Annotated in this window: 26 protein-coding genes; 9 read left to right on the top strand and 17 right to left on the bottom strand. The window is 50.4% G+C overall.

Annotation, left to right across the window (positions count from 1 at the left end):
• The first annotated feature begins 171 nt into the window (after positions 1 to 171).
• A complete protein-coding gene (locus ACTHSN_RS04195; protein WP_070461751.1) occupies positions 172 to 735 on the top strand; it encodes a YceI family protein in 564 nt (187 codons plus the stop codon).
• A gap of 97 nt (positions 736 to 832) precedes the next feature.
• Here the strand turns inward: ACTHSN_RS04195 and ACTHSN_RS04190 are convergent, their stop codons facing one another.
• Positions 833 to 1,780 (bottom strand): bile acid:sodium symporter family protein, encoded by a 948-nt coding sequence (locus ACTHSN_RS04190; protein WP_070461752.1) that lies wholly within the window; start codon positions 1,778 to 1,780, stop codon positions 833 to 835.
• A gap of 150 nt (positions 1,781 to 1,930) precedes the next feature.
• Positions 1,931 to 2,812, bottom strand: coding sequence for an NAD(P)H-hydrate dehydratase (locus ACTHSN_RS04185; RefSeq protein ID WP_070461753.1), 882 nt, complete (start codon positions 2,810 to 2,812; stop codon positions 1,931 to 1,933).
• 53 nt (positions 2,813 to 2,865) lie between these two features.
• Here ACTHSN_RS04185 and ACTHSN_RS04180 point away from each other — a divergent pair, with 53 nt between their 5' ends.
• The gene (locus ACTHSN_RS04180) at positions 2,866 to 3,522 is read left to right on the top strand and encodes a cytochrome b/b6 domain-containing protein (RefSeq protein ID WP_070461754.1); all 657 of its coding nucleotides are present in this window, start codon (positions 2,866 to 2,868) and stop codon (positions 3,520 to 3,522) included.
• Between the two features lie 91 nt (positions 3,523 to 3,613).
• On the opposite strand, the gene ACTHSN_RS04175 is transcribed toward ACTHSN_RS04180, so the two are convergent.
• The 9 genes from ACTHSN_RS04175 to ACTHSN_RS04135 all read right to left on the bottom strand — a co-directional run bounded on the left by ACTHSN_RS04175 (position 3,614) and on the right by ACTHSN_RS04135 (position 10,935).
• Positions 3,614 to 4,702 (bottom strand): class I SAM-dependent methyltransferase, encoded by a 1,089-nt coding sequence (locus tag ACTHSN_RS04175; protein WP_070461755.1) that lies wholly within the window; start codon positions 4,700 to 4,702, stop codon positions 3,614 to 3,616.
• Positions 4,703 to 4,738: 36 nt separating this feature from the next.
• The gene (locus tag ACTHSN_RS04170) at positions 4,739 to 6,442 is read right to left on the bottom strand and encodes an AMP-binding protein (protein WP_070461756.1); all 1,704 of its coding nucleotides are present in this window, start codon (positions 6,440 to 6,442) and stop codon (positions 4,739 to 4,741) included.
• A 233-nt stretch (positions 6,443 to 6,675) separates the two neighbouring features.
• On the bottom strand, positions 6,676 to 7,215 hold the full coding sequence (locus ACTHSN_RS04165; protein ID WP_107769003.1) for a septation protein IspZ: 540 nt from the start codon (positions 7,213 to 7,215) through the stop codon (positions 6,676 to 6,678).
• Between the two features lie 77 nt (positions 7,216 to 7,292).
• Positions 7,293 to 8,078, bottom strand: a complete 786-nt coding sequence (locus ACTHSN_RS04160) for a lysine exporter LysO family protein (RefSeq protein ID WP_101755194.1) — start codon at positions 8,076 to 8,078, stop codon at positions 7,293 to 7,295.
• Between the two features lie 269 nt (positions 8,079 to 8,347).
• Positions 8,348 to 8,782: a hypothetical protein gene (locus ACTHSN_RS04155; RefSeq protein ID WP_101755195.1), complete on the bottom strand. Its 435-nt coding sequence runs from the start codon at positions 8,780 to 8,782 to the stop codon at positions 8,348 to 8,350.
• A 118-nt stretch (positions 8,783 to 8,900) separates the two neighbouring features.
• Complete coding sequence (locus ACTHSN_RS04150) at positions 8,901 to 9,149, bottom strand: acyl carrier protein (RefSeq protein ID WP_003680823.1); 249 nt, start codon at positions 9,147 to 9,149, stop codon at positions 8,901 to 8,903.
• A gap of 12 nt (positions 9,150 to 9,161) precedes the next feature.
• On the bottom strand, positions 9,162 to 9,422 hold the full coding sequence (locus ACTHSN_RS04145; RefSeq protein WP_003680822.1) for a phosphopantetheine-binding protein: 261 nt from the start codon (positions 9,420 to 9,422) through the stop codon (positions 9,162 to 9,164).
• Positions 9,419 to 10,177, bottom strand: a complete 759-nt coding sequence (locus ACTHSN_RS04140) for a lysophospholipid acyltransferase family protein (protein ID WP_049344240.1) — start codon at positions 10,175 to 10,177, stop codon at positions 9,419 to 9,421. Before ACTHSN_RS04140 ends, ACTHSN_RS04145 begins: the two co-directional genes overlap by 4 nt.
• Positions 10,174 to 10,935, bottom strand: a complete 762-nt coding sequence (locus tag ACTHSN_RS04135; RefSeq protein ID WP_070461760.1) for a beta-ketoacyl synthase chain length factor — start codon at positions 10,933 to 10,935, stop codon at positions 10,174 to 10,176. The genes ACTHSN_RS04140 and ACTHSN_RS04135 overlap by 4 nt, the downstream gene beginning before the upstream one ends.
• A 110-nt stretch (positions 10,936 to 11,045) precedes the next feature.
• Between ACTHSN_RS04135 and ACTHSN_RS04130 the strand changes: the two genes are divergently transcribed.
• From ACTHSN_RS04130 to ACTHSN_RS04120, 3 genes are all read left to right on the top strand, one after another.
• Positions 11,046 to 11,534 carry an ApeP family dehydratase gene (locus ACTHSN_RS04130; RefSeq protein ID WP_168160499.1) on the top strand — a complete coding sequence of 163 codons (489 nt, stop codon included), beginning with the start codon at positions 11,046 to 11,048 and terminating at the stop codon, positions 11,532 to 11,534.
• Between the two features lie 65 nt (positions 11,535 to 11,599).
• Positions 11,600 to 12,328, top strand: coding sequence for a 3-oxoacyl-ACP reductase FabG (fabG, locus tag ACTHSN_RS04125; RefSeq protein ID WP_003746422.1), 729 nt, complete (start codon positions 11,600 to 11,602; stop codon positions 12,326 to 12,328).
• On the top strand, positions 12,322 to 13,557 hold the full coding sequence (locus tag ACTHSN_RS04120) for a beta-ketoacyl-ACP synthase (RefSeq protein WP_070461762.1): 1,236 nt from the start codon (positions 12,322 to 12,324) through the stop codon (positions 13,555 to 13,557). The genes fabG and ACTHSN_RS04120 overlap by 7 nt, the downstream gene beginning before the upstream one ends.
• Positions 13,558 to 13,651: 94 nt before the next feature.
• On the opposite strand, the gene ACTHSN_RS04115 is transcribed toward ACTHSN_RS04120, so the two are convergent.
• The 6 genes from ACTHSN_RS04115 to rluD all read right to left on the bottom strand — a co-directional run bounded on the left by ACTHSN_RS04115 (position 13,652) and on the right by rluD (position 18,411).
• Entirely contained in the window at positions 13,652 to 14,176 is a 525-nt protein-coding gene (locus ACTHSN_RS04115; protein ID WP_440365098.1) for an RDD family protein, read from the bottom strand.
• 91 nt (positions 14,177 to 14,267) lie between these two features.
• Complete coding sequence (locus tag ACTHSN_RS04110; RefSeq protein ID WP_003746427.1) at positions 14,268 to 14,687, bottom strand: hypothetical protein; 420 nt, start codon at positions 14,685 to 14,687, stop codon at positions 14,268 to 14,270.
• Positions 14,688 to 14,833: 146 nt separating this feature from the next.
• A complete protein-coding gene (gene holA, locus ACTHSN_RS04105) occupies positions 14,834 to 15,835 on the bottom strand; it encodes a DNA polymerase III subunit delta (protein ID WP_070461763.1) in 1,002 nt (333 codons plus the stop codon).
• On the bottom strand, positions 15,835 to 16,314 hold the full coding sequence (locus ACTHSN_RS04100) for an LPS-assembly lipoprotein LptE (protein ID WP_070461764.1): 480 nt from the start codon (positions 16,312 to 16,314) through the stop codon (positions 15,835 to 15,837). The genes holA and ACTHSN_RS04100 overlap by 1 nt, the downstream gene beginning before the upstream one ends.
• A 120-nt stretch (positions 16,315 to 16,434) precedes the next feature.
• Positions 16,435 to 17,205, bottom strand: coding sequence for a peptidoglycan editing factor PgeF (gene pgeF, locus ACTHSN_RS04095; protein WP_107810891.1), 771 nt, complete (start codon positions 17,203 to 17,205; stop codon positions 16,435 to 16,437).
• An 81-nt stretch (positions 17,206 to 17,286) separates the two neighbouring features.
• A complete protein-coding gene (gene rluD / locus ACTHSN_RS04090; protein ID WP_440365097.1) occupies positions 17,287 to 18,411 on the bottom strand; it encodes a 23S rRNA pseudouridine(1911/1915/1917) synthase RluD in 1,125 nt (374 codons plus the stop codon).
• Here rluD and ACTHSN_RS04085 point away from each other — a divergent pair.
• The 4 genes from ACTHSN_RS04085 to pflB all read left to right on the top strand — a co-directional run bounded on the left by ACTHSN_RS04085 (position 18,410) and on the right by pflB (position 24,624).
• Positions 18,410 to 19,213: an outer membrane protein assembly factor BamD gene (locus tag ACTHSN_RS04085; protein ID WP_003680807.1), complete on the top strand. Its 804-nt coding sequence runs from the start codon at positions 18,410 to 18,412 to the stop codon at positions 19,211 to 19,213. The two genes, rluD and ACTHSN_RS04085, sit on opposite strands and share 2 nt — an antisense overlap.
• Positions 19,214 to 19,536: 323 nt before the next feature.
• Positions 19,537 to 20,694, top strand: coding sequence for an ATP phosphoribosyltransferase regulatory subunit (locus ACTHSN_RS04080; protein ID WP_440365096.1), 1,158 nt, complete (start codon positions 19,537 to 19,539; stop codon positions 20,692 to 20,694).
• Between the two features lie 43 nt (positions 20,695 to 20,737).
• On the top strand, positions 20,738 to 22,036 hold the full coding sequence (locus ACTHSN_RS04075) for an adenylosuccinate synthase (protein WP_070461768.1): 1,299 nt from the start codon (positions 20,738 to 20,740) through the stop codon (positions 22,034 to 22,036).
• A gap of 302 nt (positions 22,037 to 22,338) precedes the next feature.
• Complete coding sequence (gene pflB, locus ACTHSN_RS04070) at positions 22,339 to 24,624, top strand: formate C-acetyltransferase (protein ID WP_070461769.1); 2,286 nt, start codon at positions 22,339 to 22,341, stop codon at positions 24,622 to 24,624.
• Positions 24,625 to 24,692: the final 68 nt, after the last annotated feature.

Here is a 24,692-nt window from a genome sequence, read left to right as displayed (position 1 = left end):
CGCTATTTTGTAATAAAACTAAACTGTATTTGCTTCACCTGAATTTGCTGCTCATTCTTTCAGACGGCCTGAAGTTTTCTTGGATGAAACGCTGTCTTTCCCAGTTGCAAAAGATGTTGGTGTCAAAAAGTGATATGATAGGGAACTTCTCACATTTCTAAGGATAAGACGATGAAAAAAATCATGTTTGCATTGTGTTCGGCCATATTGGCTTCTGCTGCGTCTGCCGCTGTTTATAAAGTGGACGAATTCCATGCCAATGCCCGCTTTGCCATCGACCATTTCAACACCAGCACCAACGTCGGCGGTATTTATGGTTTGACCGGTAATTTGGAATTTGACCGTGCCAAACGCCAAGGCTCAATCGATATCGTATTGCCTTTGTCCAAACTGCAAACCGGTTCAGATCGCTTTACTCAACATTTGAAATCTGCCGATATTTTCAATGCAGACAAATACCCTGAAATCCGTTTTGTATCCACCAAATTCAATTTCAACGGCAAAAAACTGCTTTCCGTTGACGGCAATCTGACCATGAACGGCAAAACTGCGCCGGTGAAACTCAAAGCTGACAAATTCAACTGCTACCAAAGCCCGATGGCAAAAGCAGAAGTGTGTGGCGGCGACTTCAGCACCACCATCGACCGTACCAAATGGGGCTTGGATTATTTGGTGAGTGCCGGTATGAGCAAAAAAGTTAACATCAATATCCAAATCGAAGCAGTGAAACAATAATCCTGCTTGATTTCAAAATAAAGGCCGTCTGAACAGGTAAGGCAGAAATCGTTGATTTCGTTTATCCCTGTTCAGACGGCCTTATGATTAAAGACGTTTAGGATTCTTTATTTTTATCGGCTTTGGCTGCCCAATAAGTTGCCAGGAGTGAGCCGGAGATATTGTGCCACACGCTGAACAACGCGCTGGGAACGGCAACAACCGGCGCGGCGGCAAAGTGTGCGGCGGCAAGCGCGGCGCCTAAGCCTGAGTTTTGCATACCGACTTCGATGGCCAGCGTTTTTTGTGCATCATAAGGCAGGCCGGTCCATTTGGCGGCAAAGAAGCCGAGCAGATAACCGATGCCGTTGTGGAGTACGACAACCGCGAAAATCAGCAGGCCGCTTTCAATAATCTTGCCTTTGCTGGCGCCGACTACCGCGCCGATAATCAGCACGATGGCGGCAACGGAAACCAGCGGCAGCGCGTCGGTCAGTTTTTCAGTTTTGTTGCCCAAGACTTTATGGACAATCAAGCCCAAAACGATGGGGAACAAAACCATTTTGACGATGGACATCAACATACTGCCCGCTTGGATTTCCAGCATTTCACCGGCAAGTATCAGGAAGATAGCAGGGGTCAGCAATGGGGAAATCAGAGTAGAAACCGATGTAACGGCAACCGACAAAGCCACATTTCCGCGCGCCAGATAAGTCATTACATTGGAAGCCGTACCGCCCGGGCAGCAGCCGACCAAAATCACACCAACCGCGATTTCGGCAGGCAGGTCCAACAGTTTCGCCAGCAGATAGGCAGTTGCAGGCATGATGGCAAATTGGGCAATCACGCCGATAATGACGGCTTTGGGGTGTTTGAACAAAATGTCAAAGTCGGAAGGTTTGAGGGTCAAGCCCATGCCGAACATGATGATGCCCAGAAGCCAAGGAATGTAAGGGCCGACCCATTTGAAGGTATCGGGTGAGAAAAAAGCGATACCGGCAAAGAGCGCAGCCCAAAGGGAAAATGTTTTTCCAATAAAGTTGCTGATTTTATTGAAGATACTCATGATAATATGTTGTGAAGTTGTTTTTAAGGGAAATCAAGGATACACGCCTTAACCTTAATTTGCAAAATGACTTAAAAATAAACCAGGCCGTCTGAAAATAGAGATTGATTTTCAGACGGCCTGCAATTTGTATTTATGATATAGACGGCATTATTCTTTTGATAAAATATTGCGCAGCCATCGGGCGGCAGGTGCGATTTCTCCGGCGAGCATACCGGTTTCGATTTTGCCGCTGTGTTTGATAACATCGGCTGCCGCTCCGTGCAGCCATACGCCGGCGCAGGCGGCTTGGAATGTCGGAATGCCTTGTGCCAGTAGGCTGCCGATAATGCCGCTCAAGACATCGCCGCTGCCGGCGGTGGCCAAACCGGCATTGCCGCTGGTGTTGGTATAGGTCATGCCGTCAGTTGCGGCAACTAATGTATGATGGCCTTTCAATACGACAGTCGCGCCATATTTTTGGCTGATTTCGGTTACGGCTTTTTGCCTGTCGGCTTGAACTGATTGGGTATCGGTGCCGAGTAAGCGGGCGGCTTCGGCCGGATGAGGTGTCAAGATGATATGTTTGTACAATTTGAGGCGTTCGGCCAATTCGGGAGAACGGGCAAGCAGTGTTAAAGCATCGGCATCGAGCAATAAAGGCCGGTCGTGGTGTGTAGACAGTATTTGGGGCAGCAGATGCTCTGATAATCCGTCCAAACCAAAGCCGCAACCGATTACGCGTGCGCTGACATCGTTGCGCTCCATCAATTGGGTCGCAGTAGCGAGCATAATTTCAGGGCGTTCGGGAATAATGGCAAAAGGCAGCATGGCTTGGTTGAAGCCTGCCCAAACCTTGCCGCATCCTTGATACATGGCGGCTGTAGCTGCCAAAACCACTGCACCGCTCATTCCCGTTGCGCCGCCGATAATGGCAAGCGTGCCGTATGTGCCTTTGTGCGATTCTTGTGCGCGGGGGTGGAATACGTCGGGAAATGCTAAGGCCGTCTGAAAAGCTTGAAGCGATTCGGGAAGCGTGTAGATGGGCTGCATGGCGTAACCTTCCAAGATAAGAAATTTAATTTTAAATCAGAAAGTAAAAGGTAATGAAGCAAAAAATAAAAGTTTGGGATGCACCTACGCGCCTGTTCCATTGGCTCTTGGTGTTATTGATGGGATTCATGTGGTACAGCGCAACCCAAGGCGGCGATATGCTGATATGGCACTTGCGCGGCGGCTTGTTGATGCTAGCGTTGGTGGCTTTTCGTTTGTGCTGGGGGATTTGGGGTAGCGATACGGCAAAATTCAGCCAATTTGTGCGCCCGTTTTCCGAAATCCGCCGCTACACGCAAGGCCGAATGTCTGAAGACGAATTGGTCGGCCACAATCCTTTGGGCGCGCTGATGGTCATCGCTTTATTGGCCGCCTTGGTTTTTCAGACGGCTACAGGTTTATTTGCCGCCGATGAAAATACGTTTACCAATTCCGGCTTTTTAAATCATTTGGTCAGCGAACACGCCGGTACGCTGGCGCGAAAAATCCATGTCAATTTCTTTAATGTTTTAGCTGTTTTGGCGGGTGTACATATCGCGGCTGTTTTGCTGTATCGCTTTGTGAAAAAACAGGATTTGATTACGCCAATGATGAGCGGCTTTAAAACCATCGATGCCAAGCAGCCTAAGTTGGCCGGAGTGGGACAACTGCTTGCCGCTTTGTCGGTGGCGATTGCGTTAGTGTGCGCAGTATGGATGTTGCGCGGTTGATGTTTTAAGGCTGATACCTAAAAACAAACCGACCCCGATAGCCGAAATGGTTGTTGGGGTCGGTTTATTTTTAGGGTTTAAAAGATGATGTTCAGACGGCCTTAACGCAGCGCAAGATGCTGTGGCCGCGGCCGATGCCGTCTGAAACTTCCGCTACTTTCAATCCGGCTTTTTCGACGCAACGGATTAGGTCTTCAGAGTGGAAGATTTTGCTGTTGCCGTTGGCCATGGCAGTGAAATACAGGCTGGTCATGGTCAGGCAGTAGGCGGCGGTTTCGTAGCGTTGTCTGTCCCAGAAAGGCTCCATGATGTAGAGGCTGGTGTTTTCGCTCATAGATGCAGCGGCGCGTTGAAGAATGCTGGTAGCTTGTTCCTCGGTGAAACAGTCTAGGAATTGGCTCATCCAGATCGCGTCAAAACCGGTTGGGAACGGAATTTCAGGATCAAGCAGGTTGGCCGGATGGGCGTGGATACGGTCCGCACCGTTTTTGCCTTTGGTCGCTTCGCGCATCAAGCCGATTTGTTGCGGCAGATCCATGATGGTTACTTCGACTTCGGCATTGTGGTTGACGCATTGTTCCGCCCAGCGGCCGGTATTGCCGCCGACATCGAGCAGTTTTTTAACCGGTTTGGCGAACACGGTGTTGAGTGCTTCTGCGAAGGAGTTGTCGGAATAATAATGGTCGAATGCAAACCATTTTTCCTGCGCGATGCTTGGCAATGAAGACAAGCCTTCGTAAATGGTCGGCCAGTCGCCGAATACTTTCAGGCCTTCGGGCTTGCCGGTTTGCAGGGTTTTTTCCAAATCAAACATGCCTTGGTAGCAGATTTCTTGCGTGAAATCCATGTTGACGCGGGCCATTTTGTCTTTGAGGACAAACCAACCGGCCTTGCTGATGAAATAGCGGTTGTCGCGAGTCAAGACAGTGCCGATAGACAGCGAGGCTTCCAGCAGGACTTGTGCCGCGTAGTTGCTGATTTTCGCTTTTTCGGCGATGTCAGCTTGAGTGAGGCCGTCTGGATGGTCGTTCAGCAAATCCAGAATGCCAAATTTCACCATCAGGCGAGAAACTTGGAACACAATCGGTGCAAAAGCGATTTCTTGAGCCAGACGTTGAGCCTCGCCTGCGGACTGGTGTTCGTGGGAATAGCGTTGTTCTAGGGCAGGGAAGAGTTGCATATTGTTGGTTTTCCACTAAAAAGTTAATAGGTATATTCAGACGGCCTCAAACACAATCCGTCCTGATGCACACGGATGCTCTCCGTTGTTGATTTTAAAGCTCAGTTTGTTTTTACCTTCATCAAATTTCAGCTCTACCGACACTTCATCGTGAGGACGGATAAACTGCTGATATTTTAGATTTTCGATGCGGATGACGCGCTGTTTGCCCCATGGCTGGGGCGCGATTAGGTTGCGCACCCATTGCAGCTCGACCACGCCGGGAACCAGCGGGAAGGTGGCAAAATGGCCGCCGAAATAAACCAAATCCAAAGGCACGCGGCCGATAAAAGTTTCGGTATTGGTTTTATCGTCAGATGATGTTTTCGACCAAACGGGAGAAGTTTGGGCAACGGTAAAGGCCATCTGAAAATCTGCCGCGGCGATTTTGGCTTGGGCATTGCGCGGCAGGCTGTCAGTAAAACGCCAGTAACGCGGCAGGGCGATGGTGTCCTGCGTGGCGGCCAGATGGCGTTTGAGCGTATCTGCGACCGCAGCGTGGCCTTTCTCACGCAAGGCGGCGATACCGTCTGCGTTCAATGCCGCCCATATGGCAATGCGTTGGTGTTGCGGATGACGGCCGCAGTGGGCGTCGGCAATCCAAGGGTGTTGTAAAAGTTCGTGTTCGATTTGGGTCAGCGACACGCGTTTGTCCTCAAATTTAATAATGCGGTCTTGGCGACCGAGTAACAGAAAACCGTCATCTTGCGGCTCGATCAAATCGGCGGTTTGGCGGCGTTCGGGCGACCAAGGCGAAGAAGCCCAAAGTGCGCCTTCTTCGTTTTGCCCGATTTCCACGCCTTCGAAAGGCTGCCATTCTTGGCGTTCGCAACGTGAGGCAATCACGCCGGTTTCGGTACTGCCATAAACTTCAAACGGGCGGACGGCAGCCTGTTGCAGCAAATCCGCCGTGGCAGAAGGAAGCGCGCCGCCGGCCGAGACAATGCCTGCAATTTTATGGCCGATACTTTGCCAGTTGCGGTTTTCGCCCAAGCGGTTGAGTACGGCCGGGCTGGCAATCCAAACCACTTTATCGTGTGCGGCCGTGCTGGAAAGCAGGTTTTCCGGATAAACCGCCTGCTGTCGTTCCATAGTCCAACCCATTGTCAGCGCGAGTGCGAAGCGAAATGTGAAGCCGTAAAGATGTTGCGGAATCACGCTGCCGATCACGGTTTCACCGTGTTGTCCAAATGGCAGCGTATTTGCCAAAGTCAGGGCTTCTGCCTGCATCTGCGCGGCGGTTTTCACAATAATTTGCGCTTCACCGCTGGAACCTGATGTTTTCAGCCATGCTTCGGCATGGTCGGGAATCAGATGGTTTTCAGGATAGGTGCTCAGTCCTTCCGATTCTGTTTGAGTCAATACATCAGGCAAGTGCCAGATGTTCAGGCCGTCTGAAGACAGCTTTTTATCTGTTGAATCCGTTAAAAACGCTTCTGCCGTTTTTCCCCACTCCAAATTGTCTTGCGCCAAATTGGGCAGCAATAAAACCTTTCCGCCAGAATGCCACACTGCCAACACGGCACAGGCAAACAGCGCGGCATCGTCAAACCACAGCGCGGCCGTTTGCACGCCTGCCTGTTTCAGACGGCCTGACAGATGAAAAACCGCACGGTTGAAATCAGCACGCGTCCAATTCGGATGGGCAGCGATAAGGTCGTGTTGGGGCAGGTCGGGGGATAGAATTTGGGTTAGGTGCATGATGGTTCTAAGGTTTTATAATTTTGATGTATTTGCCTTGGTATCTTCTTTGAATTGGGCCAAGCATTCATCGTATTGTTTGTTTGTCGTTTGGCGTACCAATTCGTAATCATTTGCCTGCCACTCTTCCAATGAATGGCTTTCACTTCTTTTGAAGCAATGGAGTAACCGATCGGTTTTGCCGTTTTGTCCGTCTACAAAAGGCTGATAATTGATGAAATATTTTTAATGGTTTAAACCTTCAAAACTAATTTCCGATAAATCCACTCTCCGGCAAATAATATTCCCATTAACACATACGACACGATGCCTGTATAAGCCGCCCACCAATCGTAATATTGCAAGCTTGCCAAAATGGCGGCGGTTGCGCCGTTGAAGATAAAGAACGCGCACCAGATTTTCGTAACGCGTCGAGTGTGGCGCACACCTTCGGGCGGCAGGTCGGGGTGTTGCAGTCGGGCGAGGCGTTCGATAACGGTTTGTTTGGCAAACAGGCTGCCGCCGAAAATGGCAAGCATCAGTGCATTGACGGCGACGGGATACCAATACATCGAGTCAGGCCGTCTGAAAACCAGTACCGCCGCAAAAAAGGCGGCAAGGATAATCGCCGTAATGCGTTGGGCTGTGGTTTGCGGCATGGCGGCGCGTATCAGCCATAACACACACATGGCCGCAGCAAGCCAGAAAAATGCGCCGTTTTCCCTGCCGTAATACCATAGAAGCGGATAGGCGAGGCTGGCAAGGGTCAGTAGGAATTTTCCCAGTGTTTTCATAATGGTGTTCGGTTTCAGATGACTTTTGGGTTTTAGGGGGGGAGGTCGTCTGAAAGTTGTTTGGAAAAATAGTAGGATCAGTTCAGCATGGCAATGGCGGCGGACAGAAAAAACGGTGCGACAAGGGTCAGGATAAAGCCGCTGACGACGGCGTATTTGATGTATTCGGCGCGGCAGTTTTCTTTTACAAAGGGCAGGGCGGAGTCCATTGCCGCTGCGCCGGAAATGCCGATTGCCGCCATAGGCTGCTTTCGTCCGTAGAAATACAGGAAGACGATGCTGATCATTTCGCGGAAAAAATCGGTCATAAACGCTGCCGCACCCATTTCGGGCGATACCGCTTTTCCAACCATAGGACCCGAAAGGGAGAACCAGCCGAAACCGCCCGACAATACCAGGCTTTGGGCAAACGAATAGGGCGAACATAGCGAAAAAACGAAACACGCGGCGGCGGTTGCAGCAACGGTCAGAAGCGGCAGCAGGAAAATCCTACGTCCGAATCCGCCAAGCTGGAAATGAACCAAGTCCATGCCAACCATGAAAATCAGCAGATAGAGGATATGGGTGCTGTCGATGGGCAGATTGCCGACCTGTCGCCCGAAAAAGGCAAATGCCGCGACACCCAAACCGAAAAAAGCAAAGGCTTTGAAACAGCCGTAAAAGGGTTTGATAAAGCTGCCCGATGGAGTGGGAGCAGTCGAGGCTTCGGGTTTGCGATAAAGCGCAATCAAGGTAAACGCGCTGATAATCAGTGCGAGCAGCAGGGCATATTTGACGATGTCCGCGCCCAGATTCGGGTCGGTAAAGACGCCGCCGAACTCATAGCCCATGAAAAAGAGCAGCAGCAGGACAATAAAGGACAAGGGTTTGAGTAGGACTTGTCGAAGGGGTGGTGCAAGAAATTTACCAGATAGGAAACCGGTAGATAACAATGCAAGAACAATAAAGATCGATGATAAAGATGATTCCATATTTATAATTCTCCAGTTGAAAATTATTGATTTGATATTAAATATTTTGTTTCGTAAGAGAGAAGTCAATTAATATCATTGTTCTTTGAGCAGGTTTGCCAGTTGCAGTTTGCGGCCGGTTTCGCATTTGATGTGGTCAATAAGGTCGATGGTGTCTTGGATTATTCGTTTTCTTCCTTATTTTTTTCAAAGGCTTCATGTTCTACGAGCAGCTTATAGTATTTTGGATAAAGCTTGGCGATGCGGTTACGGTTTTCCGAGGTGCAGAATTTTGCAACCTCTTTGGGTTCATGAGATTTAGGATAGCGGGAAAACATTTCAGTCTGCTCTTGTTTGGTCATTTTTTTGACCGTTGGGCAGATAGGGGCCATTGCTGATTTGCTGTTGGCAAATCCAGCCATATTCCATGCCAGCATCCCGTTACGTTGAGTTTCCTCGTTCGTGTTTTTTTCACAAAACTCCATATCGTTATACATATCCAATGAATCACGAATGACTTGCATACACTCGGCATGTGTCATTTTTTTGATGAGGGAAATTTCAGCGTGCGCAGACAAGGCGGGGAGTAAGAGCAGTAGGGAAATGAATTTTTTCATGGTGTTAGTTGTATATTATGGATAAGTGAGAAAGATTGATGATTAGGTTGTTTATTGATATTCAGACGACCTTGCCGGTGGGTAAGGCCGTCTGAAAATATGCTGATTCAAAGTAAAATCAGGAATCTTGTTGTACTTTCAAGACCGCTTGAACCACGTCTTCTACGGTACGCACGTTGCGGAAGTCTTCGGCTTGCAGTTTGCGGCCGGTTTCGCGTTTGATGTGGTCGATAAGGTCGATAGCGTCGATGCTGTCGATTTCCAAATCTTCGTAGAGGTTGGTTTCGGGTTTGATGCGTTCCGGTTCGATTTCAAACAGGTTAACCAGTGCATCGGTCAGCAGGGTGCGTACTTCTTGTTCGGTCATCTTGTCTCTCCCTTATGCTTGGCGGCTCTTGACGAACTCGGCTAAAGTTTTGACGTTGGCGAAGTTTTCGCGCAGGTTGTCGTTTTCACCGTCGAGCTGGAAGCCGAAGGTTTTTTGTACGGCCAAACCAAGTTCCAATGCATCAACCGAATCCAGGCCCAGGCCGTCGTCGCCGAAAAGTGGATCTTCGCTGCCGATGTCGGCAACGGTAATGTCTTCCAAGCCCAAGCTGTCGATGATTAATTGTTTGATTTGGTTTTCTAAATTGCTCATGTGGTTTTCCTTGTGAAATAGTCTTGCAGGTATTCGTTTAAACGGCGTGCGGCGATGGGCAGGGGTTTTTCTGCCAGCCATTCTTCCGGCAGGATGTCGTCGCCGACGGTAATTTCATAATGAATTTTTTGTGGCGGGATTTTGTACCACGGTTGCCCTTTTTTAAAATTGGGTGGCGTCATCTTGATGCACACGGGCGTGATGACTGATGCACTGCGCAAACCGAGTGATACGGCGCCGCGGTGCATTTTAACCTGTCCGTCCCAACCTGTGCGCGTGCCCTCGGGGAAAATCAGCAAACTTTGTCCGCTTTTGAACACGGCGTCGATTTCTTCCAGCATTTCCATGCTTTCATCGTTGGGGATGTAGCCGGAAGCGATAATCTGGCTTTTCATGCTGGGGTTGTGCAGCAGGTCTTTTTTTACCAGTACGTTTGGCTCGGAATAGTGGCTGATCAGCAAGACGACATCCAAAAGCGAGGGATGGTTGGCAAGAATGAGCTGGCCGGGCCTGCCGAGTTTTTCCAAGCCGTTGAAACGGACGCTCAATACGCCCGACCATTGCAGGTAGCCGACGAAGAAACGCCAAACTTTGCCTATCATGCGTCTTGCTTCAAGTTGGCGTTTGATGTCGCCTTTGGTCGATTTGAGCGTATAGGGCAAAAGTGCGATTTTGAACAATACGCCTGCAACGCCGAAGAGGATGAAGCCGAAGAGTGTGGCAAAAAAGCGACGGAAATAGTCTAAAGTCTTCATGCGTTTTTCTGCCAGTACCAGTTTCTACCGGCATAGTGTTGCGTGTGTTGTCGGCCGTCTGAAAGCAGGAAGCGTACCCACTCCAAGCTGCTCCAATAGGGCTCGACTGTTGTATCGTTAGGGTTTTCAGACGGCCTTGCGGATGTGGTTTCCAAGCTTAGGGTATAGTCTTCGCCCTTTGTGATGACCAGTGCCAATGCATAGGCAAACGGCGCACGTGTAGCCAAGACAGGATAGTCTTCAGACAACGGATCATCGGCGACAATCACTAAAACAGATGGCGCGCCGTCTTGCAAAAGCGCGAATGCTTCAGTCAGCGCGGTTTCAAAGGAATCGGCGGCAACGGCCAACGCGGTATGTTCGCTCATGTCTTTACGCAACATCGACCATTGCCCAATCGTCGCGTTGTGAACGGACAGGCCGAATGAGGTCGGCGAGACGGTATGCGTGTTCAGAAGCTCTTGCCATAATTCAAAGCTGCGGTTGCTTTCGCCGTCGTGCGAAACGTACACCGGGACGCTTTCAGGATATTGGTCGGCCAGATTCCATGCGGCATCACAAACCAAGCGCGCCGCTTTTCCCAAGCGGCGGCGTTGCATAGGCGGCAAAAAGGAGAGCACTGGTTTGCACTCCGGCAGGGAGGCGGTATCGAGTTTTCCCTGTGCCCAGTCCTGCCATTGCTCCGGCGTACTGATTTTGCTGGAGGAGGCCTGCCATGCGGCGATATTGAAGCTGAAACGGCAAACGTTTTGAGGCATGATGTCTTTCAATGTTTTACATTTTCATACATTGTAATGAAATGGGTTAGTAAAAGCTAGGCTCTGTTATAATGCATATTGTAACGTAATTTATTCCCGGATGACATTTTATGCCTTCAATACCGAGTGCCCCGATTTATGATGTGGCGTCGCTACTTCCGCACAACGGACATATGGTGCTTATCGACTGTGTGAAAGAATTTGGCGATGACTATACGGTTTGCTGTGCGCCAGTTGGCGACAAGCATATTTTGCTGCAGGATGGCGTGTTGCCGTCTATGGCTTATATGGAATTGATGGCGCAGGGTATAGGCGCGTTTGCAGGCATTGAGGCTTTAAAGGCCGGAGAGCCTGTACGCTTGGGTTTTTTATTGGGAACGCGCAAGCTGGATTTGTTTGCCGATTCCGTGCCTGTCGGTACTGAGCTGGAAGTCAGGGCGCATGTGTCCATTCAGGATTTGGGCGGCATGGGCGTATTTGATTGCGAGTTGCGCTGGACGGATGCGCCGGAAGATGTGAAGCATCTGTTGCCGCCGGACGGTTTACTGGCAAAAGCTTCTTTAAATGTGTACAGTCCGAAAGACGGTCAAGTCATTTAAACCGTTTACAAGGCCGTCTGAAAAGACAAAGATTCAGACGGCCTGTCGATATAGTGAGAAAACGTATGAGTGAAACTATTTTAATTACAGGGTCTAATCGCGGTATCGGCAAAGCCGTCGCGCTTGGTTTGGCGCAGGACGGCTTTGATATTGTCGTCCACTGCCGCAGCCGCCGCGATGAAGCGGAAGCCGTTGCAGAAGAAATCCGTGCATTGGGTAGAAATGCGCGCGTGTTGCAGTTTGACGTGTCCGACCGCGAAGCTTGCCGAGAAATTTTGACTGCCGACATTGAGGCAAACGGCACATATTACGGCGTGGTGCTGAATGCCGGCCTGACGCGAGACAATGCGTTTCCTGCATTTACAGATGATGATTGGGACTTGGTGCTGCGTACCAATTTGGACGGTTTTTATAATGTGTTGCACCCTTTGACCATGCCGATGATCCGCCGCCGCAAAGCCGGACGGATTGTGTGCATGGCGTCGGTATCCGGTTTGACGGGCAACCGCGGTCAGGTCAATTACAGCGCGTCCAAAGCGGGCTTGATCGGCGCGGCAAAAGCCTTGGCGGTTGAGTTGGCTAAACGCAAAATTACCGTCAACTGCGTGGCACCGGGCCTTATTGATACCGATATTATCGATGAGAACGTACCTGTCGAAGAAATCTTAAAGGCTGTCCCTGCCGCGCGTATGGGATTGCCCGAGGAAGTGGCGCATGCGGTGCGCTTTTTAATGGATGAAAAAGCGGCGTACATTACGCGCCAAGTGATTGCTGTGAACGGAGGTTTGTGTTGAATACCAGAAGAGTCGTTGTAACAGGTATCGGCGGTATTACCGCCTTCGGCCGTGATTGGCAAAGTATTCAGACGGCCTTTAAAGCCGAAAAAAACGCAGTCAAACATATGGACTGGAGCGAACGCTTTCCTGAATTGGAAGCGCAACTGGGTGCGCCGATTGAAGGCTATTCTCCTCCCAAACATTGGACGCGCAAGCAGCTCAGAAGCATGGGGCGTGTATCGCATTTGTGTGTCGATGCGGCAGAACAAGCCCTGACGGATGCAGGCTTGTTGGGTGATGAAAGCATTACCGACGGCCGTATGGGCGTGGCGTGCGGTTCGTCTGTCGGCAGTACCCAAGACATCGGCGATTTGGGCGAGCTCCTGCTGACCGGCACATCGCGTAATTTCAACGCCAATACTTATGTGCGTATGATGCCGCATACGACTGCCGCCAATATCGGCATTTTCTTCGGCTTGAAAGGCCGCATTATCCCGACTTCGAGCGCGTGTTCGTCCGGCAGCCAAGGCATAGGCTATGCCTACGAAGCCATCAAATACGGCATGATAGACATGATGCTGGCGGGCGGCGGCGAAGAATTTTGTCCGTCCGAAGTTTATGTTTTCGATTCACTTTATGCCGCCAGCCGCCGCAACGGCGAACCTGAGCTGACGCCGCGCCCTTACGACAACGCTCGAGACGGCTTGGTCATCGGCGAAGGCGCAGGCATTTTCGTATTGGAAGAATTAGAACACGCCCGTGCGCGCGGTGCGAAAATCTATGCCGAGCTTGTCGGCTATGGTGCCAACAGCGACGGCAGCCACGTTACCCAGCCGCAAAAAGAAACCATGCAGAAATGTATGGAGCTTGCGCTGAAAGACGCCGGTATTACGCCTGATAAAGTCGGCTATGTCAGCGGCCACGGTACGGCGACCGAAAAAGGCGATATTGCCGAAACATTGGCGACTGAGGCGGTATTTGGTTTTGTGCCGATGAGTTCGCAAAAAAGCTATCTCGGCCATACACTCGGCGCGTGCGGCGCATTGGAAGCCTGGTTTACCATTGAAATGATGAACAACGGCTGGTTTGCGCCGACTGTCAATTTGGAAAACATCGATCCGCGTTGCGGCAAGGTGGATTACATCCAAACTGGCGGACGTGAGATTCAAACCGATTATGTGGTCAGCAATAACTTTGCTTTTGGCGGCGTCAATACTTCGCTGGTGTTCAAACGTTGGCAAGAATAATCATTGCTTGATTTTATGATTAAAGGCCGTCTGAAACGTATCTTGAGTTTCAGACGGCCTTTATTTCATTTAGAGCTTGAGATGCTTGCGAATTTTATTCGTTTGTTTTCTTCTGATTTAAATCCACCAGCCTTGTTCCGGCCAAGAAGTCGTAGAGGAATTGGCGGTCGGGATGGAACAGGGCGAAGCCCCATGGCAGGATGAGCCAGATGAGCGCGGCTCCGAATGCGCCTTTGGGCGGTATATTGAGCAGATGACGCAATCCGGCGTAGGCAAGCAGGGGAATGAAAACAATAAAAATGCTGGCCCAAATAAAGCGCAGGCGCAGTTGAGGCAGGGGCGGCTGGGTGTCGTTTTTATCGGCTAAGCCGATTTTCCATGTTTGCATGGCGAGGGTTTGGCCTTTTTTGTGCCAGTTGGCGCGGAAGTAGAGCCACCATGCGTAGAACAGAATCAGACAGGTTGCCAGCATGGACAGGCGCGTGGAAACGGGATTGAAAAAGATGGCGACAATACCGGCTGCAAGGGCGGCAATGCTGGTAACGGCGCCGGTCAGCAGAAGTTCGTAAACCAGTGCGGCGAGGCGGCGTTTAAGTGGGGCAGTGGGAAGACGGGTCATAATGCGATGGAAACGAAAATGGGTTTGATGGCAATAAAAACAGGCCGTCTGAAACGGGATAGGATGTTCAGACGGCCTGTTACTGTCGGGATTAGCGATGTGGACGTTTTTGACCGCGTGCCTGTTGGGCAGCCATTTGGTTCATTTCCTGACGGGTCGGACGTTTTTTGAAGATAGCATGCGCTTCGTCAACAGAACATTTTTGTGACAGGCAAACCAGGGTAATCGCGTCTTTTTGATGTTGGCCGCCGCTGTGGTACATACGGCGCAGGTTGGCTTCGTTGATACGGCCTTTTTCCGGGTCGATGTCGAATTTTTTCAGGCGCTCGAGGAATTGGCGTTGCTGACGGCGTGAAGTCCAAACGAAACCGCCTGCGGCAGCGGCCACGATGATGACGGCCAACAGAATGGCCAGCGGCCATGAATCGACAATCAGAACGATGATGAGGCTTAATACGGCAGTGGTCAGCAGGGCCAGACCGCCGATGCGAAGTTTGGTTTTATTATCCATATGGTTGGTGTTTCCTTGTTTTTTGCTGGAAGAGGCCGTCTGAAATGCGAGGTTCAGACGGCCTGAATTTGAGTTTACGCTATTTTACAGTATTTTCTGTTTTTGGGGCGTATTGCGTGCAAGTTTCTTGACGCGTGGCAACGGTTTCAAGCGGCCAGCGAGGTAACGAGTTGTTTGAACTCGGTCCATGCATCGCCTTCTTCCGCGCCTTTGATGATGCGGTCGATTTTAGCGCAGGTTTTGAGCGCGTCGAGCAGGCGGTTGATGGAAATGCGTTTGGCCGCCATCGGTGCAAGGGTCTGCTTGTCGCCCCATAAGCGCAGGCTGTTGCGCAGGCTTTGGATGTTTTGTCCCTGCTTGAGTGCGGCAATCAGGCGGATTAGAGTGCGGATGTCTTCGGCAACCGCCCACAACAGCAAAACCGGCTCTTCGCCTTCTTCTTCCAAACCGTCCAGTAAGCGGGAAACGCGCAGGGCATCGCCTTTCATCCATGCACCGGCCAGTTGGAATACGTCGAAACGGGCAACGGTGGCAACTGCGGCTTCTGCGTCGGCAATATTGATCAAATGGCCTTTGGGATGGAGCAGTGCGAGTTTTTCGATTTCCTGACGGGCGGCTAAAAGATTGCCTTCGACGCGCTCGGCAAAAAGGGCAAGTGCTTCAGGTTCGATATCCAAACCTTGCTGCTTCAGACGGCCCTGTATCCATTGCGGCAAAGCATGTGGCGCAACGGCTTTGGCTTCTAAGACGATGCCTTTGCCTGCCAATGCAGAAAACCATTTGGACTGGATTTGCGCTTTTTCAAGCTTGGGTAGGAGGATAAGCGTAACCGTATCTTCGGGCAGGCGTTCGGCGAAAGTTTGCAGGGCATCGCCTCCGTTTTTGCCGGGTTTGCCGTTGGGAATGTGGATTTCCAGCAGTTTCAAATCGGCAAACAAACCTGCGCTGCCGGCACTTTGCAACAGCTCGTTCCAGTCAAAATTGTTTTCGGCGGTATAGACTTCGCGGTTGAGATAGCCTTGTTTTTTTGCGGCTGCGCGCAGCGTATCCAAAGCCTCGATGCGCAACAAATCCTCTTCGCCGTGAATAATGTACAACGGTTTGAGCGGCGTATCGGGGCGCAGGCTCTCAATGGGCGCGGCAGCCATTATTGCGCCTTCAGGAAAGTCAGGCGGCGGACGATTTGATCTGCGGCGTCGATGCGCATTTCAGACCAAATGGTTTCTTCCTCTTCCTGTTTGCCCAAAACTTCGCTGTCGGCGTAGTCCATGGTACGGTGAACCTTAACTTCCATCGGTTCGCCAACCGGCTCGCTGTTGCGGAAGGCTTGGGCTTTGATGGTCATGGCCAGCAGGTATTCGTTGATTGCGGCGGCGCGGGTGATGGTGTAGATGTCGCGGCGTTTTTGAAAGTCGACAACGCGCAGGGTGATTTGTGATTCGGCTTCGCTAACTGGATGGCCGTCAGCACGGCGTAAGGCATTTTCCAGCGCTTTTTGCATGACGGCTCCGCCTTCTACATGCCAGTTTTGATAAGGCAGCGGCTGAGAAGTCACGCCTGTGCCTTTCAGGTGGAAACCGCAAGAGGCAAGCAATAGGGCGAGTGCAGGCAATAGGATTTTTTTCATTGGATATTCCTTCGTTGAAACCGGTTACGGTATCGTCGGATTATAACGAATAATGTTTAGGCCGTCTGAAATCGCAAACGGAAAGTATTTCAGACGGCCTTGTCTTTGATGGTGCAAATTTTATTTTTCCAACCAAATCAGGCTGACCATGCGACCGGTTTGTCCGTCGCGGCGGTAGGAGAAGAAAGTATCGCGTTCCAAGACGGTGCAATGGGTGCCGCCATAAATCATGTTCACGCCTTCGCGGTGCAGAACCATGCGTGCCAAAGCGTAAATGTCGGCAAGGTATTTGCCGCCGCCGATGTCTTCAAACGCATCGACAGCTTCCGGCATAGGGGTGCAAAACGCATCAAATACATCTTGCCCTACCTCAAACGCATCAGGGCCGATGGCAGGCGCGAGATAGGCCATGATTTCCAACGGCTCGACATTCATTGCTGCAATGGTGTTTTGCAAAACGCCGCCAGCCAAACCACGCCAACCTGCATGAGCCGCCGCAACCACCGTTCCTGCTTTGTCGCAAAACAAGACAGGCAGGCAATCGGCAGTCATCGAAGCGCAGGCGACTGTACCCGTCGCATCAACCGAAGCATCGGCGTCGGGCGTATTACCTAACGCTTCGGCGGCATTTACAACGATGGTACTGTGGATTTGATTGAGGTAGGCAACGGGCAGGCCGACTTGTTCCTGTACGATTTCACGGTTGCGGAGCACGGCTTCCAGATTGTCGCCGACGTGCGAACCGACATTCAGGCTGCGATATACGCCTTCGCTGACACCGCCGTTGCGCGTGGTAATAAGCGTTTTAACATTGGCAGGGGCAGGCCAGTCGGCAGTCAAAAAATTCTTGCCTTGCGGGGCGAGGTTTAGGGTATCTGTGATGGTTTTCATAATCTTTGAGTCGCTGAAATATTGGAACGGATTGATTTCAGACGGCCTGAAATAATATTTTAGGCCGTCTGAAAAATGGGTTTAATCCCTTACATAAACGACTTCGACATCGTAGTCGTCTTCATTCCAATCATCGTCATCGTCCATGCCGAATTTCTCTTGCCATTCTTCCTCGTTGCTTAGGGACGAATCCAAACCGGCTTCCAGACGCAGGACGGAAAGCAGGTGGTACATATCGTCAGGCATAGGCGCTTCAAAGGAAACGGTTTCACCGGTTTTCGGGTGTACAAAGCTCAAGCGGTAGGCGTGCAGGGCTTGACGCGCACCAAGGGCTTTGATGGCTTCTTTAACTGCGTCGCTGCATGGATGGCGCAGGTTGCCGTAAACAGGGTCGGCGGCCAGCGGATGGTTGGCTTCGCGCATATGAACGCGGATTTGATGCGTGCGGCCGGTTTCGAGCGAGCATTCGATGTAGCTGTGCGCCAGATAACGTTCCAACACTTTGACGTGGGTAATGGCAGGTTTGCCGCCGAATTTGACGACTGCCATTTTCAGGCGGTTGTGCGGATCGCGGCCGATTTGGGTTTCGATTTTGCCGTCAAAAGGGACGATTCCGTTGGCGACTGCGCGGTAAATGCGTTTGACTGTACGCTCTTGAAGCTGCTGAACCAATGAGTTTTGCGCCGGCAGGGTTTTAGCGACCACCATCAGGCCGCTGGTTTCTTTGTCCAAACGGTGTACGATACCCGCACGCGGCACTTGGCTTAATTCGGGACAGTGCGCCAGCAGGCCGTTAAGCAGGGTACCGCTCCAGTTGCCTGCGGCAGGGTGGACGACCAATCCGGCCGGTTTGTTGATGACGATGACGGTATCGTCTTCATAAATAATGTCCAAATCCATCGGTTCGGGCGTGAACGCGAGGTTTTCTTCGCTCGGACGTACCGTAACGGCAATCAATTCACCGCCTATCATTTTATCTTTGGGTTGCGCGGGCTTATCGTTTACAATGACTGTACCCTCTTTAATCCATGAACTCAGGCGGCTGCGCGAGTAGTCGGGCATGAGTTTGGCCAATACGGCATCCAGCCTTCCGCCCGCCATTTCGAGCGGAACGGTCAAATTAACACAACTTTCTGTTTCAGGGGATGACGGAAAGTCTAAATCATCGCTATAATCGGCTTCGTTATCAAAGGAAGTATTCTGCATGAAAAAAATTCTTTTAGTAGTTTCTTTAGGTTTGGCACTGAGTGCCTGCGCAAATAAAGGCACAATCGATAAAGACGCCCAAATTACTCAAGATTGGAGTGTGGAAAAGCTTTATGCCGAAGCGCAAGACGAATTGAACAGCAACAATTATACGCGAGCTGTCAAGTTATACGAAATTTTAGAATCCCGTTTTCCAAACGGCCGCTATGCCCAGCAGTCCCAGTTGGATACGGCGTATGCCTATTATAAAGACGATGAGCCGGAAAAAGCTTTGGCTGCCATTGCGCGCTTCCAACGCCATCATCCGCAACATCCGAATATGGACTACGCGCTGTACTTGAAAGGTTTGGTCCTGTTTAACGAAGACCAGTCTTTCTTGAACAAACTGGCTTCTCAAGACTGGTCCGACCGCGACCCGAAAGCCAACCGCGATGCTTATCAGGCGTTTGCCGAGTTGGTTCAACGTTATCCAAACAGTAAATACGCTGCCGATGCAACCGAGCGTATGGCCAAGCTGGTGGACGCGTTGGGCGGTAACGAGATATCTGTGGCGCGTTATTACATGAAACGCGGTGCTTATGTCGCAGCAGCCAACCGTGCGCAAAAAATCGTCAGCCGTTACCAAAATACCCGTTACGTCGAAGAAGCTTTGGCGATGATGGAATTGGCGTACAAAAAACTGGACAAGCCGCAACTGGCTGCCGATACACGCCGCGTTTTGGAAACCAACTTTCCGCAAAGCCCGTTCTTGCAACACGAATGGCGATCTGACGATATGCCTTGGTGGCGTTACTGGCGCTAAGCGTCGGGTTGTTCAGGCATGAATTAAGGCCGTCTGAAAATGATGCAGCTATGCATTTGGTTTTCAGACGGCCTTTGTTTTTAATGTTTTTTTACGCTCTCTGTAAACAGGGTGCAAAATTCGTTTTAATATGGTAAAGTCTGATTTTAATAACTCGACGGTTTGAAGCCGTTACTCAGGGGCTGTTTAAATTTAAAATCAGTTTTGTTGAAGCCGCATCGGATTTGCCGTTGATGCATTCAGGAAAATTTCAGTCGTCAGGCTGATTTGGTTTTAAATTTAATCAGCCCTTTATGTTTACAAAAAAACAGAGGTAGATTCTCATGAAGTCTTGGCAGCTTCCTGAACACGTCGCCGACGTGTTACCGACCAATGCCCGACAACTGGAAAGCGCCCGTGAGCGGCTATTGGCTTTGTTCCGCGTGCATGGTTATAAATTGGTGCAACCGCCATTGATGGAATACAGCCATTCCTTATTGACGCATATCGATGCCGGTTTGTCTTTGAAAACCATTTTGGTCGTCGATCAGCTCAGCGGTCGTCAGCTCGGTATCCGCGCGGATATTACGCCGCAGGTGGCGCGTATTGATGCCCACTTGCTTTCCGCCAATCAAGGTATCAACCGTTTATGCTATGCCGGTTCGGTGCTTCATGCGCGGCCTGACGGATTGCTCAATATGCGCGAGCCTTTGCAGGCCGGTGCGGAAATGTACGGCTTGGAAGGCATTGAAGCGGATATCGAATTGATTGATTTGATGCTGAAAAGCATGAAGATTGCCGACATGGGCGAAGTTTTGCTTTCATTGGGTCATATCGGCGTATTCCGTGCTTTAGCAAATGCCGCGCATTTGGATGAGCAGCAATCGGCAATCCTGCTGTCATCGATGCAGGACAAAGATGCCGAGGCTGTCAGCCAGTTGGTCAAAGAGTGGAAACTCGACGGCATGTGGGCAAAAGCGTTTTCACTGTTGCCCCGACTGTACGGCGGTCGTGAAGTGCTGACTGTGGCTCGTGAGAAATTACCGGAATTGTCCGCAGTCAGTGCGGCTTTGGATGAATTGCAGGCGGTATGCGATGCGTTCCCAAATCAAAAAGTGCATATCGATTTGTCGGAACTGCGCGTTGACAATTACCACACCGGTTTGCTTTACGCGGCTTATGGTTCAAACCGTCATGATGCCGTAGCACGCGGCGGCCGTTATGACGGATTGGGCGGATACTTCGGACGCGCGCGTCCTGCTGCTGGATTCAGTTTTGATTTGCGCAGCTTTATCGGCCGCCTTCCTGCTATCGGACGGGAGTCCGTGGTGGCTGTCGATGTAAAAGACATGCCTGCGGCTCAAGAAGCGTTAGATGCTTTGCGCGAACAAGGACAATGTGTCGTTATCGATTACGGTATCGGCTATAACGGTTCAGAAGAGGTTACAGGCCGTCTGAAACAGGTAAACGGCGTTTGGAAAGTAATCGCTTTGAATAATTGAGTTTTATTTTGAAATTTTGTATCTGAAATAAGGTTAGATAGCTATGGCTAAAAATGTTGTCGTAATCGGTGCCCAATGGGGTGATGAAGGCAAAGGTAAGATTGTTGACTGGCTGGCGGAAGAAACCAGCGGTGTTGTACGTTTCCAAGGCGGCCACAATGCCGGCCATACATTGGTCGTCGGCGGCAAAAAAACCATTTTGCGTCTGATTCCAAGCGGCATTTTGCATGAGACTTTAGACTGCTTCATCGGTTCGGGTGTCGTGGTTTCTCCTGAAGCATTGTTGGGTGAAATCGACGAATTGAACGCCGCCGGTGTGAAAAACGTTGAAGGCCGTCTGAAAATTGCGCCGACCTGCCCATTGATTCTGCCTTACCACATTGCGCTTGACCAAGCACGCGAAGCTTACCGCGGTAAAAGCAAAATTGGTACAACCGGCCGCGGCATCGGCCCGGCTTATGAAGATAAAGTTGCCCGTCGTGCGATCCGCGTGGTGGACTTGTTGCACCCTGAAAAACTGGTTGAAAAACTGGAAGCTGTTTTGGCTTATTACAATGTTCAGTTGCAACACCTGCACCATGCCGAGCCGGTAAAACTTGAAGACGTGATGGCGGTCATTGAAAAAGTTGCGCCGCGCATTACGCCGATGATTACCGATGTTTCCCGTGTTTTGAACGAGAAAAACCGCAAAGGCGAAAGCCTGTTGTTTGAAGGCGCGCAAGGTACGTTGCTTGACATCGACTACGGTACTTATCCGTTTGTAACTTCGTCCAACTGCTTAGCCGGTGCCGCTTCTGCCGGTGCAGGCGTGGGCCCGCAAATGCTGGATTACGTTTTGGGTATTGTTAAAGCCTATACGACCCGCGTGGGTTCCGGCCCGTTCCCGACTGAATTGTTTGACGAAGTGGGTGCAGGTTTGGCTGAGCGCGGTCATGAGTTCGGCTCTGTAACCGGTCGTGCGCGTCGTTGCGGTTGGTTTGACGTGGCTGCGTTGAAACGCTCCATTCAAGTTAACGGCATTTCCGGCATGTGCATTACCAAGCTGGATGTCATGGACGGTGTTGAAAACATCAATATCTGCGTAGGCTATGAATTGCCTGATGGCAGCAAAACCGACATTCTGCCTTGCGGCTCTGACGCGGTGGAAACCTGCAAACCGATTTATGAAACCATGCCGGGTTGGAGCGAGTCGACTTTCGGTGTGAAAGAGTACGACAAGCTGCCTGAAAACGCTAAAGCTTATCTGAAACGTATTGAAGAAGTGTGCGGTGCGCCTGTGGCCATTGTTTCAACCGGTCCTGACCGTGAAGAAACCATTGTTTTGCATCATCCGTTTGCTTAATTGATTAAGTGAATAAAAGGCCGTCTGAAAATTCAGACGGCCTTTTATATAAAATGCAATAAAAACTCAGCCCTGAAGAACACCTGTCTTCAGGGCTGAATTTTGTATTTTACGCCGTTTTGAAGTACGAATGTTTGGAAAATGAGATGTAGTGCCAAGTAACAATTATTCTCATTGACGTAAATCAAGAAAAACCAAATCTGTAATTTTATTTCACAAAAACCCCTGTAAATAAATGGGTATTGATGTTATCCTTTCAGAAAATTTACAGTCTATATTTTCAATAAAATTAGGAGCTTGATATGTCAAATGATGTTCAGCAACGTCCTGCCGCTTGGGAAGGTTTTGTCGGTGGCAACTGGGAAACCAACGTAGATGTCCGCGATTTTATTCAAAAAAACTACACGCCATATGAGGGCGATGCTTCATTCTTAGCACCTGCAACCGAAGCCACAACCAAGCTGTGGGCGGAAGTGATGGAAGGTATCAAGGTTGAAAACCGTACACACGAGCCGTATAAAATCGACGCGCAAATCGTCTCCGGTATTACCAGCCACGCTCCAGGCTACATCAACAAAGATTTGGAAACCATTGTCGGCCTGCAAACAGACGAGCCTTTGAAACGCTCTATCATGCCGTTTGGCGGTTTGAAAATGGTGCAAGACGCGTGCAAAGTGTACAACGTTGAATTGAATCCCGAAGTCAGCGAAATTTTCACCAAATACCGCAAAACCCACAACCAAGGCGTATTTGACGTTTATACGCCCGACATCCGCCGCTGCCGCAAATCAGGCGTGATTACCGGCCTGCCGGATGCTTATGGCCGCGGCCGTATTATCGGCGACTACCGCCGCGTGGCATTGTACGGTATCGACTTCTTGATGAAAGACAAACTCAACCAGTTCAACTCACTGCAAGCCGATTTGGAAAACGGTGTGGACTTGGAAGAAGTGATCCGCCGCCGCGAAGAAATCAATGAGCAATATAAAGCATTGAACCAAATGAAAGAAATGGCAGCTTCTTACGGCTACGATATTTCCGGCCCTGCAAAAAATGCACAAGAAGCCATCCAATGGACTTACTTTGCCTACCTCGCTGCCGTTAAATCTCAAAACGGTGCGGCGATGTCTTTCGGCCGTGTATCTTCATTCTTGGATATTTATATCGAACGCGACCTGAAAAACGGTGTGATTACCGAAACCCAAGCGCAAGAATTTATCGACCACTTGGTGATGAAACTGCGTATGGTCCGTTTCCTGCGTACGCCCGAATACGACCAACTCTTCTCCGGCGACCCGATTTGGGCAACCGAATCCATCGGCGGTATGGGCTTGGACGGCCGTACGCTGGTAACCCGCACCAACTTCCGCGTGCTGCATACCCTGTACAACATGGGCCCGTCTCCTGAGCCAAACATCACTGTATTGTGGTCAGAACAACTGCCTCAAGGCTTTAAAGAATTCTGCGCCAAAGTATCCATCGATACTTCGTCCATCCAATACGAAAACGACGATTTGATGCGCCCTGACTTTAATAGCGACGACTACGCCATTGCCTGCTGCGTCAGCCCGATGGTGGTCGGCAAACAAATGCAGTTCTTCGGCGCACGCGCCAACTTGGCTAAAACTCTGCTGTACGCAATCAACGGCGGCGTGGATGAAAAATCTAAAGAGCAAGTTGGTCCGAAAACTGAGCCGATTATGGACGAAGTTTTGGACTACGACACTGTCTTTGAGCGCATGGACAAATTCATGGATTGGTTGGCAACCCAATACGTTACCGCGCTTAACATTATTCACTACATGCACGACAAATACAGCTACGAAGCCGCGTTGATGGCGTTGCATGACCGTGATGTGAAACGTACGATGGCATGCGGTATCGCCGGTTTGTCTGTGGCTGCCGACTCATTGTCCGCCATTAAGTACGCCAAAGTGAAACCGATTCGTGACGAAAATGGCATTGCCGTTGACTTCGAAATCGAAGGCGAATACCCACAATTTGGTAACAACGACGACCGCGTTGACGATATCGCCTGCGATTTGGTTGAACGCTTCATGAAAAAAGTGGCAACCCACAAAACTTACCGCAACGCTACTCCGACTCAGTCCGTACTGACCATTACTTCCAACGTTGTTTACGGTAAGAAAACCGGTAATACTCCAGACGGCCGCCGTGCAGGCGCTCCGTTTGGTCCGGGTGCAAACCCAATGCACGGCCGTGACGTCAACGGTGCAGTCGCTTCATTGACTTCCGTAGCCAAACTGCCATTTGAGTTTGCCAAAGACGGTATTTCTTATACCTTCTCCATTATTCCTGGCGCGTTGGGTAAAGACGAACATTCTCGCGAACGCAACCTTGCCGGTTTGATGGACGGCTATTTCCACCATGAAGACGGTAATTTGGAAGGCGGCCAACACTTGAACGTCAACGTATTGAATCGCGAGACTTTGGAAGATGCGATGCACAATCCGGAGAAATATCCGCAGTTGACCATTCGTGTGTCCGGTTATGCGGTTCGCTTCAACTCGCTGACCCGCGAACAACAGCTTGACGTGATTACCCGTACGTTCACAGAAACCATGTAATCCGGGTGGAGAAACAAACCGGAAGCTAAATTTGCATTTGGTTTGTTTTGAAACAAAGCTCCGAGGCC

The sequence above is a fragment of the Neisseria sp. P0009.S010 genome (assembly GCF_051958545.1).
Taxonomy (GTDB): domain Bacteria; phylum Pseudomonadota; class Gammaproteobacteria; order Burkholderiales; family Neisseriaceae; genus Neisseria; species Neisseria subflava_A.
Note: the sequence above shows the minus strand (reverse complement) of the source record. Positions and strands in the feature narration are given on the sequence as shown.

What these genes read in the sequence shown, in the direction of transcription:
- holA (WP_070461763.1), bottom strand. Translation starts at nt 15,835, where the DNA reads ATGGCTGCCGCGCCCATTGAGAGCCTGCGCCCCGATACGCCGCTCAAA.
- ACTHSN_RS04130 (WP_168160499.1), top strand. Translation starts at nt 11,046, where the DNA reads ATGCCTTCAATACCGAGTGCCCCGATTTATGATGTGGCGTCGCTACTT.
- ACTHSN_RS04185 (WP_070461753.1), bottom strand. Translation starts at nt 2,812, where the DNA reads ATGCAGCCCATCTACACGCTTCCCGAATCGCTTCAAGCTTTTCAGACG.
- ACTHSN_RS04195 (WP_070461751.1), top strand. Translation starts at nt 172, where the DNA reads ATGAAAAAAATCATGTTTGCATTGTGTTCGGCCATATTGGCTTCTGCT.
- fabG (WP_003746422.1), top strand. Translation starts at nt 11,600, where the DNA reads ATGAGTGAAACTATTTTAATTACAGGGTCTAATCGCGGTATCGGCAAA.
- ACTHSN_RS04170 (WP_070461756.1), bottom strand. Translation starts at nt 6,442, where the DNA reads ATGCACCTAACCCAAATTCTATCCCCCGACCTGCCCCAACACGACCTT.
- ACTHSN_RS04180 (WP_070461754.1), top strand. Translation starts at nt 2,866, where the DNA reads ATGAAGCAAAAAATAAAAGTTTGGGATGCACCTACGCGCCTGTTCCAT.
- ACTHSN_RS04075 (WP_070461768.1), top strand. Translation starts at nt 20,738, where the DNA reads ATGGCTAAAAATGTTGTCGTAATCGGTGCCCAATGGGGTGATGAAGGC.
- ACTHSN_RS04080 (WP_440365096.1), top strand. Translation starts at nt 19,537, where the DNA reads ATGAAGTCTTGGCAGCTTCCTGAACACGTCGCCGACGTGTTACCGACC.
- pflB (WP_070461769.1), top strand. Translation starts at nt 22,339, where the DNA reads ATGTCAAATGATGTTCAGCAACGTCCTGCCGCTTGGGAAGGTTTTGTC.
- ACTHSN_RS04115 (WP_440365098.1), bottom strand. Translation starts at nt 14,176, where the DNA reads ATGACCCGTCTTCCCACTGCCCCACTTAAACGCCGCCTCGCCGCACTG.
- ACTHSN_RS04100 (WP_070461764.1), bottom strand. Translation starts at nt 16,314, where the DNA reads ATGAAAAAAATCCTATTGCCTGCACTCGCCCTATTGCTTGCCTCTTGC.
- rluD (WP_440365097.1), bottom strand. Translation starts at nt 18,411, where the DNA reads ATGCAGAATACTTCCTTTGATAACGAAGCCGATTATAGCGATGATTTA.
- ACTHSN_RS04140 (WP_049344240.1), bottom strand. Translation starts at nt 10,177, where the DNA reads ATGAAGACTTTAGACTATTTCCGTCGCTTTTTTGCCACACTCTTCGGC.
- ACTHSN_RS04085 (WP_003680807.1), top strand. Translation starts at nt 18,410, where the DNA reads ATGAAAAAAATTCTTTTAGTAGTTTCTTTAGGTTTGGCACTGAGTGCC.
- pgeF (WP_107810891.1), bottom strand. Translation starts at nt 17,205, where the DNA reads ATGAAAACCATCACAGATACCCTAAACCTCGCCCCGCAAGGCAAGAAT.
- ACTHSN_RS04165 (WP_107769003.1), bottom strand. Translation starts at nt 7,215, where the DNA reads ATGAAAACACTGGGAAAATTCCTACTGACCCTTGCCAGCCTCGCCTAT.
- ACTHSN_RS04110 (WP_003746427.1), bottom strand. Translation starts at nt 14,687, where the DNA reads ATGGATAATAAAACCAAACTTCGCATCGGCGGTCTGGCCCTGCTGACC.
- ACTHSN_RS04135 (WP_070461760.1), bottom strand. Translation starts at nt 10,935, where the DNA reads ATGCCTCAAAACGTTTGCCGTTTCAGCTTCAATATCGCCGCATGGCAG.
- ACTHSN_RS04155 (WP_101755195.1), bottom strand. Translation starts at nt 8,782, where the DNA reads ATGAAAAAATTCATTTCCCTACTGCTCTTACTCCCCGCCTTGTCTGCG.
- ACTHSN_RS04190 (WP_070461752.1), bottom strand. Translation starts at nt 1,780, where the DNA reads ATGAGTATCTTCAATAAAATCAGCAACTTTATTGGAAAAACATTTTCC.
- ACTHSN_RS04175 (WP_070461755.1), bottom strand. Translation starts at nt 4,702, where the DNA reads ATGCAACTCTTCCCTGCCCTAGAACAACGCTATTCCCACGAACACCAG.
- ACTHSN_RS04150 (WP_003680823.1), bottom strand. Translation starts at nt 9,149, where the DNA reads ATGACCGAACAAGAAGTACGCACCCTGCTGACCGATGCACTGGTTAAC.
- ACTHSN_RS04145 (WP_003680822.1), bottom strand. Translation starts at nt 9,422, where the DNA reads ATGAGCAATTTAGAAAACCAAATCAAACAATTAATCATCGACAGCTTG.